At 51.1% G+C, this 14322-nt stretch carries 15 protein-coding genes; 12 read left to right on the plus strand and 3 right to left on the minus strand.

Annotated features, from left to right (window positions below; all coding sequences use genetic code 11):
- The first annotated feature begins 33 nt into the window (after positions 1 to 33).
- Both ung and DQW12_RS07345 read left to right on the plus strand, forming a co-directional pair.
- Positions 34 to 735, plus strand: coding sequence for a uracil-DNA glycosylase (gene ung / locus DQW12_RS07340; RefSeq protein WP_113907171.1), 702 nt, complete (start codon positions 34 to 36; stop codon positions 733 to 735).
- A gap of 106 nt (positions 736 to 841) precedes the next feature.
- Positions 842 to 1012: a DUF3545 family protein gene (locus DQW12_RS07345; RefSeq protein ID WP_113907172.1), complete on the plus strand. Its 171-nt coding sequence runs from the start codon at positions 842 to 844 to the stop codon at positions 1010 to 1012.
- 66 nt (positions 1013 to 1078) lie between these two features.
- Here the strand turns inward: DQW12_RS07345 and suhB are convergent, their stop codons facing one another.
- Complete coding sequence (gene suhB, locus DQW12_RS07350) at positions 1079 to 1882, minus strand: inositol-1-monophosphatase (protein WP_113907173.1); 804 nt, start codon at positions 1880 to 1882, stop codon at positions 1079 to 1081.
- Positions 1883 to 2037: 155 nt separating this feature from the next.
- Here suhB and trmJ point away from each other — a divergent pair, with 155 nt between their 5' ends.
- A complete protein-coding gene (gene trmJ, locus DQW12_RS07355; protein ID WP_113907174.1) occupies positions 2038 to 2796 on the plus strand; it encodes a tRNA (cytosine(32)/uridine(32)-2'-O)-methyltransferase TrmJ in 759 nt (252 codons plus the stop codon).
- Complete coding sequence (locus DQW12_RS07360; protein WP_113907175.1) at positions 2793 to 3962, plus strand: IscS subfamily cysteine desulfurase; 1170 nt, start codon at positions 2793 to 2795, stop codon at positions 3960 to 3962. Before trmJ ends, DQW12_RS07360 begins: the two co-directional genes overlap by 4 nt.
- 7 nt (positions 3963 to 3969) lie before the next feature.
- Here DQW12_RS07360 and msrA read toward each other — a convergent pair whose 3' ends face one another.
- A complete protein-coding gene (msrA, locus tag DQW12_RS07365; protein WP_113907176.1) occupies positions 3970 to 4527 on the minus strand; it encodes a peptide-methionine (S)-S-oxide reductase MsrA in 558 nt (185 codons plus the stop codon).
- 235 nt (positions 4528 to 4762) lie between these two features.
- Here msrA and ndk point away from each other — a divergent pair, with 235 nt between their 5' ends.
- From ndk to der, 8 genes are all read left to right on the plus strand, one after another.
- Entirely contained in the window at positions 4763 to 5194 is a 432-nt protein-coding gene (ndk, locus tag DQW12_RS07370) for a nucleoside-diphosphate kinase (protein WP_113907177.1), read from the plus strand.
- Positions 5195 to 5376: 182 nt separating this feature from the next.
- A complete protein-coding gene (gene rlmN / locus DQW12_RS07375; RefSeq protein ID WP_113907178.1) occupies positions 5377 to 6513 on the plus strand; it encodes a dual-specificity RNA methyltransferase RlmN in 1137 nt (378 codons plus the stop codon).
- 58 nt (positions 6514 to 6571) lie between these two features.
- Positions 6572 to 7699, plus strand: a complete 1128-nt coding sequence (locus DQW12_RS07380; protein ID WP_113907179.1) for a RodZ domain-containing protein — start codon at positions 6572 to 6574, stop codon at positions 7697 to 7699.
- Positions 7700 to 7740: 41 nt separating this feature from the next.
- Positions 7741 to 8856 (plus strand): flavodoxin-dependent (E)-4-hydroxy-3-methylbut-2-enyl-diphosphate synthase, encoded by a 1116-nt coding sequence (gene ispG, locus DQW12_RS07385; RefSeq protein WP_113907180.1) that lies wholly within the window; start codon positions 7741 to 7743, stop codon positions 8854 to 8856.
- A gap of 29 nt (positions 8857 to 8885) precedes the next feature.
- A complete protein-coding gene (hisS, locus tag DQW12_RS07390) occupies positions 8886 to 10163 on the plus strand; it encodes a histidine--tRNA ligase (RefSeq protein WP_113907181.1) in 1278 nt (425 codons plus the stop codon).
- Between the two features lie 13 nt (positions 10164 to 10176).
- On the plus strand, positions 10177 to 10794 hold the full coding sequence (locus DQW12_RS07395; RefSeq protein ID WP_113907182.1) for a YfgM family protein: 618 nt from the start codon (positions 10177 to 10179) through the stop codon (positions 10792 to 10794).
- Positions 10794 to 11990, plus strand: coding sequence for an outer membrane protein assembly factor BamB (gene bamB, locus DQW12_RS07400; RefSeq protein WP_113907183.1), 1197 nt, complete (start codon positions 10794 to 10796; stop codon positions 11988 to 11990). The genes DQW12_RS07395 and bamB overlap by 1 nt, the downstream gene beginning before the upstream one ends.
- Before the next feature lie 21 nt (positions 11991 to 12011).
- The gene (der, locus tag DQW12_RS07405; RefSeq protein ID WP_113907184.1) at positions 12012 to 13451 is read left to right on the plus strand and encodes a ribosome biogenesis GTPase Der; all 1440 of its coding nucleotides are present in this window, start codon (positions 12012 to 12014) and stop codon (positions 13449 to 13451) included.
- Positions 13452 to 13453: 2 nt separating this feature from the next.
- On the opposite strand, the gene hslO is transcribed toward der, so the two are convergent.
- Positions 13454 to 14320 (minus strand): Hsp33 family molecular chaperone HslO, encoded by an 867-nt coding sequence (gene hslO, locus DQW12_RS07410; protein ID WP_113907185.1) that lies wholly within the window; start codon positions 14318 to 14320, stop codon positions 13454 to 13456.
- Between the last annotated feature and the right edge of the window lie 2 nt (positions 14321 to 14322).

Below are 14322 nucleotides of genomic sequence, written 5' to 3' on the forward strand. Positions count from 1 at the left end.
TAAACAAGCGAATATGAAAGCGAGTAAGATGAAATGGAAGGTCAAAACTGGCGACATTACTTAATTGCGCAAGGATTTCCCGAGGCGTGGCTGCCGGCGCTTAATGGCGAATTACAAACGCACTTAGGCACACTCTTGCAGGAACTTGCGCGTCGCCGTGAGCAAGGTGAAATTATTTATCCTGCTGAGCCCGATATCTTTAACGCGCTGCGGGCGACGCCTCCTGAAGCAACGCGGGTGGTCATTCTTGGCCAAGATCCTTACCACCAAGCGGGCCAAGCCCATGGCTTTGCCTTTTCTGTTCCCAAAGGCATTAAGCCTCCGCCCTCGTTGGTTAATATTTACAAGAGCATTGCTAGCGACTTTAGTAACTTTATACCACCGCAGCATGGCTGTTTAACGCCGTGGGCTGAGCAGGGGGTGTTGTTGCTCAATACCTCGCTAACGGTAAGCGCAGGCGCGGCTGGCTCGCACTGCCGTATGGGTTGGCAGGTTATTACGGAAGCACTGCTGGCCTATGTGGCGAAAATGCAACCCTTGGTGTTTGTACTCTGGGGCAAGCATGCTCAAAAAGCCGTAGAAAGAATTAACCTAACTGAGCACAAGGTGCTTGCGGGTGTTCATCCATCGCCACTGTCGGCCTATCGCGGCTTCTTTAACCAGCACGACTTTAAGAAAATTAATGAAGCCCTACAGCAGCGCGGTGATGCGGCAATTGATTGGAATTTGAGTTGATTTGTTAATATTAATGAAACATAAATCTTTTACTGTTTGAGCGAATGTGATAAAACGTTCTTGCGCTAAGCAATAACAATAAAGCTATTATAACAAGGAGGATCCTATGGACCACTCTGAAGAGCTTACACACGTAGCTGAAAAATCGAACAAAAGCCGCGCTGCAAAACGTAAATGGCGTGAAATCGAAGCACTCAAGGAGCGTCATCGTTTGCGTAAGGAACTTGAAGACATCGACTATTGTTATGAATGCGAACTGGAAGAATTAGAGTTTTAAAATAACAAAACGCCGACCCTAGGGTCGGCGTTTTGTTTTCTAACTCTTGCGGCGGAAGCTATTTGCCTAGCTAAGCATCGCTTTCGGTAATTCTTTGCGCATGCGAATAAGCATGGGTTGAATTACTTTCTGGTTGGCAGCGACAATATTTCCGGTGGCGTGGTAGTTCATGTCGCCGGCGAAGTCGGTTACCATGCCGCCCGACTCTTTAACTAACAACGCGCCTGCCATAGTGTCCCAAGGTTTCAAGCCCGCTTCCCAATAGCCGTCGAGGCGCCCGCATGCCACGTAAGCAAGGTCGAGTGCGGCAGAGCCCGCGCGACGAATATCGGCGACTTCTTCGAAGTAGGCGTTAAAAACTTTTTGGTACTCAGGAAGTATGTGCTTCATGCGGAACGGAAACCCTGTGGCCAACAAGCAGCCTTCAAGGTTTTTTGCCGCGCTTACGCGCATACGAAAGCCGTTAAGCTGTGCGCCGGCACCGCGGCTAGCGGTAAATAAGTCGTCGCGCATTGGGTCGTATACCACGGCGTGGTGCGTTACGCCTTTTACATTGAGCGCAATAGATACACAAAAATGAGGAATGCCACGCATAAAGTTGGTGGTGCCGTCGAGTGGGTCGATAACCCATTGGTAATCAGCATCGCTGCCTTCCTGAAGGCCAGATTCTTCGGCAAGAATACTGTGTTTCGGGTAACTTTTGCGAAGCGTTGCAATGATTGCCGCTTCGGCTGCTTTGTCGACATTGGTCACGAAATCGTGCAGAGATTTCGATTCAATTTCAAGCAGTTGAGGGTTTTCATAAGCTTTCGCAATGACTTTTCCGGCCGCGCGCGCTGCGCGCACCGCTATATTTAACATAGCGTGCATGTGCTGATTCCTGTGATGGCAAAGAACGTAAAAACGGCGCGAATTATAATCAATTTTCGGGTTTTACGCAATGCCTCGGCAGCGCGCGCTTGTATTGGAGCAAAAAGCGCCTTCTGTGGTAGCATTGCTCAGTTTTTCTTAAGGGTGTTTTTTTCATGTTAGACAATGTTCGAATTGTACTGGTGAATACGTCGGATCAACGCAATATTGGTTCGGCGGCGCGTGCTATGAAAACCATGGGTATTACCGATTTAGTGCTGGTGGCACCCGAGGAGCAGCCGGAAGGTAAAGCTCATGCGCTCTCGGCCGGCGCGAGCGACGTACTGGCGAATGCACGCCAAGTAGCAACGTTGCAAGAAGCAATTGCCGATTGTGGCTTAGTGCTGGCGACCAGCGCCCGCAGCCGAACGTTGGATTGGCCGATGGTAACGCCGCGTGAAGCGGGGCAAAAAGTGGTGCACGAGGGTCGCGCTGCAAAAGTCGCCTTAGTGTTTGGTCGCGAAGCAAGCGGGCTCACCAACGAAGAGTTGCAAATGAGTCAGTTCCATACGCATATTCCGGCCAACCCCGAATATAGCTCGTTAAACTTGGCCATGGCGGTGCAAACCTTGTGCTATGAAGTGCGCATGGCGTTTCTTGCTACTCAACAAGAAAACACGCCTGCCGAAGCGCCGTTAGCGGAGAGCTATCCTGAATCGAAGGATCTAGAGAGTTTTTACGCGCATCTCGAACGCACGCTTACGGTGTCGGGCTTTATTATTCGAAAACACCCTGGGCAAATTATGAATAAACTGCGCCGATTATTTACCCGCGCGCGCCCAGACCGCAACGAGCTAAATATTCTGCGTGGTGTTCTTGCCGCGTTTGAGCGAGCAGCAACAACACCCAATAAGAAGGAGAAGAACAACCCATGAGTGCGCCGATTTATTTAGACTATGCAGCAACCACCCCGGTGGACCGACGCGTGGCTGAAAAAATGATGCAGTATCTCACCATCGACGGGGTATTTGGTAACCCGGCGTCGCGTTCACACAAATTCGGGTGGCAGGCGGAAGAGGCCGTTGACGAAGCACGCCATTGTGTTGCCGAGCTTATTCATGCCGATCCGCGCGAGATTGTCTGGACCTCTGGTGCAACCGAGTCAGACAACCTTGCCATTAAAGGCGCTGCATGGGCGAACCGCGAACGTGGTAAACACATTATTACGCTCTGCACGGAACATAAAGCCGTACTCGACACCTGCGCGGAACTGGAGCTGCAAGGCTTCGAGGTGTCGTATTTACCTGTTGCCGAAAACGGTGTGCTCGACCTAAACGTGCTCCGAAGCGCGATCCGCAAAGACACCATTTTGGTGAGTGTTATGCAGGTGAACAATGAAACCGGTGTGATTCAGGATATTGGTGCTATTGCGCAGATCTGCCGTGAACACGACGTTTTGATTCATGTGGACGGCGCGCAAAGCGTGGGCAAGATTCCCGTGAATGTTGCCGAGCTCGGTATCGATCTACTCTCTATTTCTGGCCACAAAATGTATGGGCCGAAAGGCATAGGGGCGCTTTATGTACGCCGTAACCCAAGAGTTAAGGTACTAGCGCAAATTCACGGCGGTGGCCATGAGCGCGGTATGCGCTCGGGAACCCTTGCCACGCACCAAATTGTAGGCTTAGGCGAAGCGGCCAGCCTAGCGGGCGAGGTTATGCAGAGCGATATGGCGCGATTAACGCCTCTTCGCGATCAGCTTTGGCAGGCACTACAAGCGCTTGGTGGCGTAACGGTAAACGGTGATTTGAGCGAGGGTTTGGGTTCGATTCTGAATGTGAGTTTTGCCGATGTTGCCGGCGAGATGCTGCTGATGAGTTTGTCGGATATTGCGGTTTCATCCGGCTCTGCGTGCAATTCTGCTACGGTTGATCCTTCGTTTGTGCTCACTGCCATGGGGGTTGAGCGTGAACGTGCGTTGGCGTCGGTGCGGCTGAGTTTGGGGCGTCACACCACAGCGGAACAAATTTCGCAGGTCATTGAACTGTTCAATTGCACAATTCCTCAGCTGCGAAGCACCAAACCGCTGTGGCGGGTTTAAATAACCGCTATTTAAGCTTGGCCGCAAAAGTGGCTCTAAACTTTTTCAGCTTAGGCGCAATAACCGCTGCACAGTATGGCTGTTCAGGATTTCTGGCGTAGTAGTCTTTGTGGTACTGCTCGGCGGCAAACCAGTTCGACAATGGCGACAGCTCAGTAACCACGGGGGCGTCAAATAGGTTGTCACGCGTTACTTCAGCAAGAAACGCCTCTGCTATTTGGCGCTGGCTTTCGTTGTGGTAGAAAATGACCGAGCGGTATTGGGTACCAATGTCGTTGCCTTGGCGGTTCAGCTGAGTTGGATCGTGAATGGAAAAGAGCACTTCTAGTAATTCGCGGTAGGAAATTTCAGCCGGATTAAACGTGAGCTGCACAACTTCAGCATGCCCAGTGTTGCCTGAGCAGACTTGCTCATAGGTGGGCTGCTCAATAGTGCCGCCCGCATAGCCCGAATGTACTTCAACAATTCCCTTCAGCTGACTAAACGCGCTTTCAACACACCAAAAACAGCCACCACCAAAGGTTGCAGTGTTCAATTGGGTTCCTGAATTATTGGAGTCTGACATACTCACCTCAAAAAATACGAATGTAAAAACAAGCAACGGCGAAATTTAGTATAGAAGTTTAGACGTCTATATTGGTCGGTATGGTAGTGCTGAATGGGCTCGATTAGCAAGCAAAATTACCCAATTGCTTATTCGATTACGTTTAACTGGCGGCAAAAGTTTTATTGGGCATAGGCTTTGATATCGCGTATAATTCGCGCGAATTTTTGGATATCACCGATTTGGAGTAAAACACATGGCTTTGGAACGCACTCTTTCCATTATTAAGCCCGACGCCGTTGCAAAAAACGTGATCGGCGCAATTGTTAACCGTTTTGAATCTGCTGGCTTGCGTATTGTTGCACAGAAAATGATGCACTTGAGCAAAGAGCAGGCAGAAGGTTTTTATGCTGAACACAAAGAACGTCCTTTCTTTGGTGCGTTGGTTGAGTTCATGACGTCTGGCCCAATCGTTGTGATGGTGCTTGAAGGTGAAGACGCAGTACGTAAAAACCGTGAAATTATGGGTGCAACGAACCCACAAGAAGCTGCTGCCGGCACTTTACGTGCTGACTACGCGGAAACGATCGACGAAAACGCCGTTCACGGTTCAGACGCGGTAGAATCTGCGGCGCGTGAAATTGGCTATTTCTTCTCTGACGAAGAAGTGTGCTCACGTACGCGTTAATTGGCTTTGCTTATTCGCTTTGTGCACTGGCTTTGCTCCTTAGAAAGGCCGCACTAAAGCAATAGAATACGATATAAAGGGGCTTCGGCCCCTTTTTTCACCAATCAGGTTTTACCCATAATGTTTGCCTATAATGGCTTATTGTTCGAGGCAAACATTATGGAATAAACGCAGAGGTTCTAATGGCAACAACCACTCAAAAAGTTAACTTACTGGATCTCGATCGTGAAGGGCTGCGCGAGTTCTTTTCAGGGCTCGGCGAAAAGCCGTTCCGTGCAGATCAGGTGATGAAGTGGGTGTATCATTATTGTGTCGACGACTTCGAGCAAATGACCAACCTCAACAAACCCCTGCGCGAGAAGCTAGCGACTATTGCTGAAATTAAAGCACCGGTAATAAAAACCCAGCAGCAGTCGACCGACGGCACCATTAAATTCGCCATGGACCTCGGTGACGGCCAAGAAGTAGAAAGTGTGTGGATACCCGAAGATGACCGCGCCACCCTGTGTGTGTCGTCACAAGTGGGTTGTGCGCTGGAGTGTACCTTCTGCTCTACCGGCCAACAGGGTTTTAACCGCAACCTGCGGGTGTCCGAAATTATTGGCCAAGTGTGGCGCGTGAATAAACTACTCGGGCCATTTGGCGAAACCGGCGTAAAAGCGGTAACCAACGTAGTGATGATGGGCATGGGCGAACCCTTGCTGAACGTTAAAAACGTGGTGCCGGCGATGAAACTGATGATGGAAGACTTTGGCTTTGGTTTGTCGAAACGGCGGGTTACGCTCAGTACTTCTGGTGTGGTGCCGGCACTCGACGCTCTGCGGGACCAAATAGACGTGGCTTTAGCCATTTCCTTACATGCGCCCAACGACACGCTGCGTGACGAAATTGTGCCCATCAATAAGAAGTACCCAATTGAACAATTTTTGGCCTCATCACGCCGCTACATCGAAAACTCAAAAGCGCAATCTAAGGTTACCGTAGAATATGTTATGCTTGAGCGTGTTAACGACTCGACCGACCAAGCACAGGAATTAGCGCGGGTTCTTAAAGGAACGCCGTGTAAAATTAATTTAATTCCGTTTAACCCTTTCCCCGGTTCCGAGTATGGTCGTTCGAGCAACTCGCGCATTGATCGGTTTTCAAAGGTGTTGATGGAACACGGATATACCGTTATCGTACGTAAAACCCGCGGCGACGACATTGATGCCGCTTGTGGGCAGCTCGTAGGTGACGTGGTAGACCGAACAAAACGCTTACTCAAAAAACAACAAAAACAAAAAGGTGGCGAAGGAATTGCGGTTAAAGCAGTTTCCTAGCAAGCAGGGAGCGTTACAGACGCACCACCGGACGGTTCGCGCAACGAATTAGGCTCTCATGAATCAAGAACAGAATATCGACAATACAGACAACGCGCACGATCTGAATACGGGTAGCCCGGTAGAGCCCCAATTGAATGAGGCCACGCCCGGTGACTTGCTCCGTGAAGCGCGCCAAGCTCGTGGCATATCTACCGACCAAGTGGCCACGCAATTGCGGCTGCGTAAACAACTGATCGAAGAATTAGAAGAAAATAAGTTCGATCCTAAGGTGGCAGGAACGTTCACCCGCGGCTATTTGCGCTCGTACGCGAAGTATCTTGAGCTTCCGGAGCAGCAGGTACTCGACGCCTATTACGCACTCGGGCTGGAAGAGCCGCGTAAAGAGTCCATGCAAAGTTTTTCCCGCAAAAAGAGCAAACAAACGCAAGACAGCCGGTTGATGATCATCACGTGGATTATTGTGGTCGTACTGGTGGCGTCGGCTATTTTGTTTGCGTGGCAACAGTCGAAAGACGCGGCGTTATTAGAACCTGCTGCGGCAAGCATTGACACACAGCCAGCGAGCAACAACCGCGTACAAAACACGGCCTTAGCAAACGCATTCCCAGATACAACTGGCCCAGAAACAGCTGAGCCCGAAACCGCTGAACCCGAAACAGCTGAGCCAGAAACCACTGACCCAGCAGCAACAGATCCAGAAACAGGAGCAGTGCTAAGCACAGGCACGCAAAATACTACGGGTGTCGCGGTGTCACCGACAGAAGTGATTGTGACAGAGCAAGCTGAGCAGCCAAGCGAGCAAACGGGTGAGCCAAGTACTGCTGGTGAACAAGAGCCTGCGCCTGAGCGAGCCGAACAAGCGGAGTTGGACACTATTTCGGAGCCTTTAGCGGCGAGCGAGGGCGCCACTGAGTTAGCAAACACAGTGGTCGACGTCAACGCTGGCGACTTGGTGTTACATTTTCGTGGCGACTGCTGGGTGCGCATTGACGACGCGGAAGGCAACACGCTTGCTTTTGGCGTAAAACAAGCCGGCTACACCATGCCTCTAAACGGTGTTCAACCTTACTCACTCACTTTAGGCGCACCGCATTTGGTCGACGTTTATTTTCAAGGTGAGGCAGTTGATATGAGTTCTCTTCGGGACGGCCGTGTTGCACGGTTAACGGTTCCTGAAGCGTAATGGTATAATAGCGCCACGTTTAATTTGAGTTGTTCAAACCGATGAATCACACACCGCCTATTCAACGCAGAAAAAGCCGTCGCATTTATGTTGGTAACGTGCCCATTGGCGACGGTGCACCGATAGCCGTTCAGTCTATGACCAACACGCTAACCACCGATATTGACGCGACCGTGGCGCAAGTTAATGCGATTGCACAGGCGGGGGCGGATATTGTTCGTGTGTCAGTGCCCACCATGGACGCCGCCGAAGCCTTTAAACACATTAAAGCACAAAGCGCAGTGCCGCTGGTTGCCGATATTCACTTTGATTATCGTATTGCCCTTAAAGTGGCTGAATATGGCGTGGATTGCTTGCGAATCAACCCCGGCAATATTGGTAACGAAGACCGAATTCGAGCGGTAGTCGACGCGGCGCGGGAAAGAAACATTCCGATTCGCATTGGTGTGAATGCAGGCTCACTCGAAAAAGACATTCAAGAAAAGTATGGTGAGCCGAATGGTGCTGCGCTGGTTGAGTCGGCCATGCGCCATGTGGATATTCTCGATCGGCTCAACTTCCCAGATTTCAAAGTGAGCGTGAAAGCGTCGGATGTATTTTTAGCGGTTGAAGCTTACCGGTTGTTGGCCTCACGAATAGACCAGCCATTGCATTTAGGTATTACGGAAGCAGGCGGTGCGCGCAGCGGTGCGGTAAAATCAGCGATTGGCCTCGGCATGCTCCTCGCCGAAGGCATTGGCGATACCTTGCGGGTGTCCTTAGCGGCAGATCCGGTAGAAGAAGTGAAAGTTGGTTTTGATATTTTAAAATCGCTGCGCATTCGTTCGCGCGGGATAAACTTTATCGCCTGCCCCAGCTGCTCGCGCCAAGAGTTTGATGTTATTAGTACCGTAAATGCCTTAGAACAGCGCCTTGAAGACATTACCACGCCCATCGACTTTTCGATTATTGGATGTGTGGTGAATGGTCCGGGCGAAGCCCATGTGTCGCATATTGGCTTGGCTGGCGCGAAAACCCGCAGTGGCTTTTACCTGGACGGTGAGCGGCAAAAAGAACGGATCGACAATGCCCAAATTGTCGACCAACTCGAAGCCAAGGTTCGTGCTTATGTAGCGCGCATCGACAAAGACAAACAGATTCCGGTAATCAACGAGTAATTGATTCCATAGCGTGATAGGACTTTTTAGTGGCAAAAAACATTCAAGCAATTCGTGGTATGAATGACATTTTGCCTGCCGATACTCCACGTTGGCAGGCCTTGGAAGGCGTAATTCGGCGGTTAGTGGCGAGCTACGGTTACAGTGAAATTCGAATGCCCATTGTGGAGCAAACAGAACTCTTCAAACGTTCTATTGGTGAAGTGACCGATATTGTTGAAAAAGAAATGTATACCTTCGACGACCGCAATGGCGACAGCCTAACCCTGCGGCCAGAAGGTACTGCAAGTTGTGTGCGTGCCGGCAATGAACACGGGCTACTGTACAATCAGCAACAGCGGTTGTGGTATATGGGCCCTATGTTTCGTCATGAGCGCCCGCAAAAAGGTCGCTATCGTCAGTTTCATCAAGTCGGCGTAGAAGCCTTCGGTTTGGCTGGGCCAGACATCGACGCCGAACTCATTATTATGACGGCGCGGTTGTGGCGCGACTTGGGTATTGCCGAACACCTGCGCTTGGAACTGAATTCATTAGCTTCGAATGAAGCGCGCGCGGCGTATCGCTCCGCGCTAACCGACTATTTGCAAGCGCACCATGAACAACTCGACGAAGACAGTGTACGACGTTTAGCGACGAATCCGCTGCGTGTGTTGGATTCCAAGAACCCGGCTATGGCAGAAATGCTCGCCGGTGCGCCGAAACTTTCTGAATATTGGGATGCCGAGTCGCGCGAACACTTTGCTCAGTTGTGTGAGCGTTTAACCGCCGCGGGCATTGAGTTTGTTCACAACGAACGGCTGGTACGTGGGCTCGACTATTACAATCGCACGGTGTTTGAATGGGTGACCGAAAGCCTCGGTGCACAAGGAACTGTATGTGCAGGGGGTCGTTACGACGGCTTAGTGGCGCAACTGGGCGGCAAAGCTACCCCGGCGGTAGGCTTTGCTATGGGGTTAGAACGTTTGGCATTAATGCTTGAGCAGGCGCAAACCCTGCCGGTGCGCGCAGAAGTAGACGTTTACCTTGCCGCTATGGGCGATGGTGCGGAACTTCCGGCGCTACGTGTTGCCGAAAAGCTTCGAGACACACTGCCAGGGCTTCGTGTTTTACAGCATTGCGGTGGCGGTAATTTTGGTAAGCAATTAAAGCGTGCCGACAAGTCGGGTGCGCATGTTGCGCTTATTTTGGGTGAAAGTGAAATTGAGAACGATCAGTTCACCGTAAAGTATTTGCGCGAAGAAAAAGAACAGGAAACGGTCAACTGGAGCGAACTGGTTGAACGGCTTAAATTTTTAGCATTAGGGTAAAGAGGAAACGCTCGTGGAACATGAAGATCAGCAGGTCGAACAGGTCAAGAAATTTATTAAGGATTACGGTCCGTGGGTGGTTGCCGGCTTAGTTATCGGCCTTGGCGCAATGTTCGGATGGAGAAGCTATCAGGGCGCGCAAGCGGCCGACGCACAGAACCGAACCCAAGCCTACCAAACTACCCTGCAACAGCTTCAGCAGGTAGAAACACTAAGCGAAGCGAACTTTGCCGACGACGTTCTGGCTGAGCTCGCCGGTAGTGAGCAGGGCGCATTAACGCGGTTGCAATTAGCGAGTAAAGCGGTGGCCGAGCAGAATCTTGAAGCGGCAAGCGACTTATTGCAAAAGGCCTATACAGAAACCGAACATGGCGAGTTAAAGAGCCTTATTTCTTTGCGTTTAGCGCGCATTGAAATTGCACGGAACAACTTTGACGCGGCAAATACAGCCTTGCAACAAGTTGTGAGTGAATCTTTTGCCGCGATGAAAGCGGAAGTACAAGGCGACTTATACTTTGCCCAAGGGCAAACTGAACAAGCGCGAGCGGCTTATGAAGAAGCGGTAGCACTGGCCAGTGAGGGCGTGAATCCATTCTTGCAAATGAAACTCGATAACTTGGCGGCGAATTAATGAAGTATGCAATGAAATTTGGGCTTGCTCTTGCCGCTGTGCTTGCGTTTACGTCGGCCTGCTCAATGCAGCCTAAACGTCAGCAACATGCAGATTTACAAGAGATAACACCGAAAATTCAAACCGAAGTGGTGTGGTCGAAGCGCATTGGTGTAGGCAGTGAAGAGCACTTTACGCAACTGCAGCCTGCGGTGAGCGACGATGTAATTTACGCCGCTGATCGGCACGGTTTAGTGGTGGCGATGTCGGTTAACGACGGCTCGCGGTTGTGGGAGCGCAAACTTGAAGAGAAGCCGAGATTACTAGAGCGGTTCCCGCGTAGCGAGTCGGCTCGGTTGGTGGCGGGCCCGGTAGTTGCCGGCAACTTTCTCTATTTGTCGTCTGAAAATGGCCAAGTATATAAACTGAACAAAACCAGCGGTGAAACTGAGTGGGTCGCAGAGTTAAGCGGCGAAGTGTTGTCGCCCGTTACTGTAGCGGCGGACCACGTGTTACTTCAACAAGGCAATGGCTTTGTCGTGGCATTGCGCGACAGCGACGGCTCCCTCGTGTGGCAGTTTGAAGAAGAAACCCCAATTCTTGCGTTACGCAGTGTTTCGCGGCCCGCTTTTAGTCAAGGTGGCGTGCTGGTTGGAACCGGCACTGGCAAATTACAGGTACTGTTGCTTGAAGGTGGTCGGCTCGCGTGGGAACAACGTATTTCAGCGCCCACAGGAACCTCTGATCTGGAGCGTATGACCGACGTAGACGGCACGCCGTTAATTGTTGGCTCCACTGTTTATGTGGCGGCCTATAACGGCGAAACCGCAGCACTCGACCTAATGAGCGGTGAAGTACAATGGAAACGTGACTATTCGAGTGCAGGCTCAATTCAACTGATACGTAATCGGTTGTTTATGACCGATCAGCAAAGCCATATTATTGCCTTTGACCGCTTCAGTGGAATTGAACGCTGGCGCAATGACAGTTTGTTTTATCGTTCTTTAACACCGGTCACCGAACACGGCGGTAGCTTGGCGGCAGGCGACCGCTTTGGCTATATGCACTGGTTCGACGTAAATACCGGTGAATTAGTGGGGCGACTCGAACTCGACGAAGGTACGCCGATTCGCACCGCACCTGTGCGCGCAGGGCAACATATTGTGGTGCAAACTGCCTCTGGGCATATTTATTTAATTGAACAGCGTGAAATTTAACACGCTCAGGAAAAACCATAGATGTTACCTGTAGTGGCCTTGGTGGGCCGACCCAATGTAGGAAAATCGACGCTTTTTAATCGTCTAACCAATAGCCGTGACGCGCTGGTGGCCGACTTCCCGGGGCTTACTCGAGATCGGCAATATGGCTCGGCGCGTTATGAAGGCTTTCAGTTCATTGTGGTCGACACCGGTGGTATTCAAGGCGACGAGCAGGGCCTCGATCGGCTTATGGCGGAGCAGTCTTTGCAGGCCGTGCACGAAGCCGATTTAGTGCTTTTCTTGGTCGATGCGCGTGACGGCCTTACAGCTTCTGACGAATACTTGGCCGACTACCTACGGCGACAAGAGAAGCCGGTTGTACTGGTCGCCAACAAAGTAGACGGACTGGACGGTGACTCCGCAAGTGCGGAGTTCTATAAGTTGGGACTTGGTGATGTTTGGCAAATTGCTGCGGCGCATGGCCGCGGCGTGTCGAAATTACTGCAGCACGGCTTTGACCCTCTATTGGAAACCTTCCCAGGCCTGCAACAGCAGCCGGACGAGCCGCTCGACATAGATGAAGACACGGGTTTTGTTGCTCCAGATCCAGACACCCCCATTAAGCTTGCCATTGTTGGGCGGCCTAATGTGGGTAAGTCGACACTCACGAATCGTATTTTGGGTGAAGAGCGCGTGGTGGTATTCGACATGCCCGGCACTACGCGTGACAGCGTTTATATTCCGATGGAGCGAGACGGCCAAGCCTATACCTTGATCGATACAGCCGGCGTTCGTCGGCGTGGTCGCATTGGCGAGGCGGTAGAAAAGTTCTCGGTCGTAAAAACGTTGCAAGCGATTGAAGACGCGAACGTAGTGATTATGGTGATCGACGCCCGCGAGTCGATTGGCGATCAAGACCTAAATTTGCTGGGATTTGTGTTAAATGCAGGGCGTTCGGTCGTTATTGCGGTGAATAAGTGGGATGGTTTGGAAGCCGACGCAAAACAATGGGTGAAAGACGAACTCGATCGTCGCCTTGGTTTTGTGGATTTCGCGCGCATTCACTTTATTTCCGCATTACACGGCACCAATGTTGGTCATTTATTTGAGTCGGTGAAAGAGGCCTACGCCAGTGCGACGCAGCGGGTAGGTACTTCGCAGCTTACGCGCATTATGGAGTCGGCGGTAGATGAGCATCAACCGCCATTAGTACGGGGTCGCCGCGTGAAACTCAAATACGCGCATGCCGGTGGCTACAACCCACCGCGTATTGTTATTCATGGTAACCAAGTGAATGACTTGCCAGAAAGCTACAAAAGGTTTTTGATCAATTACTTCAGGCGTTCCCTCAAGCTTATGGGGACGCCGATTAAAATTGAGTTTAGAGCCGGCGATAATCCCTTTGCCGGCCGTAAGAACAAACTCAGCATGTCGCAACAACGCAAGCGCAAACGCATGATGCGGTTTGTGAAAAAATAGCGTTACTGGCTTTGGGCGGGCGCGTCGTGTCCGTCCAATGCTTCCACGTCTATGGTGTCGTAGTGGTACTCGGTTAAACAGTAGTCGCAGGTAAGGGTTAGCTTACCGTCTTGGACAATAATTTCTCTTAGTTCATCTCGAGCAATGCTGCGTAGTGCGGTTGCCGTGCGTTCACGCGAGCAGCCACAACGAAAACTCACGTGTTGTGGCGGGTACAGTACAACGTCGTCTTCATGGTACAAACGGCGCAGAATTTCCACTGCAGGTAATTGATTTGCCTCTTCCGTAGTCAGGGTGTCGGCGAGCGTTACCGTGTGTTCATAACCATGGTCGTCAACTTGGGTTCCCGGCAGCACTTGCAGCAACATACCCGCACAGGTGTTATGCTCGGGGTCAATATAGGTCCAAATGCGAGTTGGTAGTTGTTCTGACTGTGCGAAGTAGCGCTCAACCGCCGTAGCAAGCTGATTGTCTTCTATTTTAACCATACCTTGATAACGTTCGCCTTGCTCGGGGGTAAGCGTAATAATTAACAGCGCGTCGTCACCAAGCATGGCTTGTAAACTACTCTCCTCAACGTTCCCTGTGGTGCGAGCAACACCGCGTAGCGAGAGGTCGTGGCTGCCATTCACTGTGGCAAAGTTAAGCGCACCGCTGCCTTGCAGCTGCACGTTAATGTGGCCTTTAAATTTGAGTGTGGCGGTGAGCATGCTGGTTACTACCAGTAATTCGCCGAGTAACGCCGCAACAGCAGGCGGATAATCATGACCCGCAATAAGTTGCTGGTAAGTGTCGGATAGCTGTACGAGCTCTCCGCGCACATTATGGTGGTCGAAGGTAAAGCGATGCAGTTCATTCTTCAAAGTCATTA

Origin of the sequence: Aliidiomarina celeris, assembly GCF_003316875.1 — a bacterium.
GTDB lineage: Bacteria > Pseudomonadota > Gammaproteobacteria > Enterobacterales > Alteromonadaceae > Aliidiomarina > Aliidiomarina celeris.

Excerpts from the sequence above, each read along its gene's own strand:
- rlmN (WP_113907178.1), top strand. The coding sequence starts at position 5,377 with ATGGCAACAACCACTCAAAAAGTTAACTTACTGGATCTCGATCGTGAA.
- ndk (WP_113907177.1), top strand. The coding sequence starts at position 4,763 with ATGGCTTTGGAACGCACTCTTTCCATTATTAAGCCCGACGCCGTTGCA.
- msrA (WP_113907176.1), bottom strand. The coding sequence starts at position 4,527 with ATGTCAGACTCCAATAATTCAGGAACCCAATTGAACACTGCAACCTTT.
- trmJ (WP_113907174.1), top strand. The coding sequence starts at position 2,038 with ATGTTAGACAATGTTCGAATTGTACTGGTGAATACGTCGGATCAACGC.
- DQW12_RS07380 (WP_113907179.1), top strand. The coding sequence starts at position 6,572 with ATGAATCAAGAACAGAATATCGACAATACAGACAACGCGCACGATCTG.
- DQW12_RS07345 (WP_113907172.1), top strand. The coding sequence starts at position 842 with ATGGACCACTCTGAAGAGCTTACACACGTAGCTGAAAAATCGAACAAA.
- ung (WP_113907171.1), top strand. The coding sequence starts at position 34 with ATGGAAGGTCAAAACTGGCGACATTACTTAATTGCGCAAGGATTTCCC.
- der (WP_113907184.1), top strand. The coding sequence starts at position 12,012 with ATGTTACCTGTAGTGGCCTTGGTGGGCCGACCCAATGTAGGAAAATCG.
- hslO (WP_113907185.1), bottom strand. The coding sequence starts at position 14,320 with ATGACTTTGAAGAATGAACTGCATCGCTTTACCTTCGACCACCATAAT.
- DQW12_RS07360 (WP_113907175.1), top strand. The coding sequence starts at position 2,793 with ATGAGTGCGCCGATTTATTTAGACTATGCAGCAACCACCCCGGTGGAC.
- ispG (WP_113907180.1), top strand. The coding sequence starts at position 7,741 with ATGAATCACACACCGCCTATTCAACGCAGAAAAAGCCGTCGCATTTAT.
- suhB (WP_113907173.1), bottom strand. The coding sequence starts at position 1,882 with ATGCACGCTATGTTAAATATAGCGGTGCGCGCAGCGCGCGCGGCCGGA.
- bamB (WP_113907183.1), top strand. The coding sequence starts at position 10,794 with ATGAAGTATGCAATGAAATTTGGGCTTGCTCTTGCCGCTGTGCTTGCG.